At 55.6% G+C, this 1,252-nt stretch carries 1 protein-coding gene; it reads right to left on the bottom strand.

Annotated features, from left to right (window positions below; all coding sequences use genetic code 11):
• Positions 1 to 1,210 (bottom strand): IS3 family transposase gene (locus IG627_RS20640; RefSeq protein WP_193195203.1). Its coding sequence is split into 2 segments (ribosomal slippage), with 1,211 coding nucleotides annotated over them: positions 1 to 850 and positions 850 to 1,210; the frame shifts between segments, so codons are not numbered across the junction. This gene is flagged as partial in the annotation.
• Between the last annotated feature and the right edge of the window lie 42 nt (positions 1,211 to 1,252).

Consider the following 1,252-nt stretch of genomic DNA (forward strand, 5'->3'; position numbering starts at 1 on the left):
CCCGAGCTGGCTTTTTTGTGCACAGATTCCGGCGTTTCCATGCCGAGGCTCAGGTGCGGCCGCAAGTGGTTGTAGGCGTATATGGACTCCTCAAGCAAGACCTTCAGTTCCGCAAAGGTACGGCAGCGCACTGTGAGGAACTCCTGCTTCAGGATGCCGTTGACTCTCTCTGCCAGTGCATTCTGGTAACAATCATATCCATCAGTCATGGATGGCACTATGCCGCCCTCCCGCAGTTCCCGTTGGTATAACCCTGAACAGTATTGCAGCCCTCGGTCCGAGTGATGGATCAGAGGGTTCGTTGTGCATCGCGCTTTAACCGCCTTCTGCAGGGCTTTTACCGTGTCCTCAGCCCGCATTTGGTGACTCAGCTCATGCCCCATGATTTTCCGCGAGCCAGCATCTGTGACCAGGGACAGGTAGTGGATACCCTCATCGCTCTCGACATAGGTGATATCACTCACAAACACCTGCTCCGGTCGTTTCACAGACAATCCTGATAACAGGTTCGGATGCTTCTTCAGCCAGTGCCGGCTATTTGTCGTCTTGGTATAGCGGCGTTTTGGCTGAATCAGCAGTCGACGATCCCTCAGGAAGTCGAACAACCCGTCACGGCCAAGCTTGATACCCGATGCCTGCAGGCGCGGCTCAAGTAGGTGATATAGCTTCCGAGTGCCCAGCCTCGGCAGCTGGCGCCGCACTTCCCGCACCCAATCCTCTACCGGCGCCAGCGTCTGCTGCTTATGCGCGTGGCGTTGGAGCCGCTGGTAGATTGCCTGAGGACTAATGCCGCAGAGGCGACAGCTACGCGCCAGAGGGACTACTTTTTCGGCTTGAGCCTGTCGGGCAACTCGGATAAATACTTTTTTCGCAGCGACCCTCCATATTCCTGATCGATGATGTCCATCATCTTCTCCATCAGGTATTGGCGGTCCTCGGCATCCTTGAGCTGCTGCTCAAGTCGCTTGATAGTCTGGGCTGGGGTCTCTGGCTGCTTGGACATCGTTGAGCTCCTGGATGAGGCCCAGTCCAACTTACCATGCTTTCGAAGCCAGACCAGCACGGTGCTGCGCCCCTGGATTCCATACTTGGCCTGGGCCTGCTTATAGGTCAGGTCGCCCTTTTCGACCTCATCGACCACGGCCAATTTAAAGCCGAGAGTGTAATCACACTGTGTGCGTTTTGAACGGGGTGGTGAAGGGGTATCCATCAATAGGTCCTCAATGTATCAACCTATTTCAGGACGGGACAG

Source organism: Microbulbifer taiwanensis, from assembly GCF_014904815.1.
Lineage (GTDB): Bacteria > Pseudomonadota > Gammaproteobacteria > Pseudomonadales > Cellvibrionaceae > Microbulbifer > Microbulbifer taiwanensis.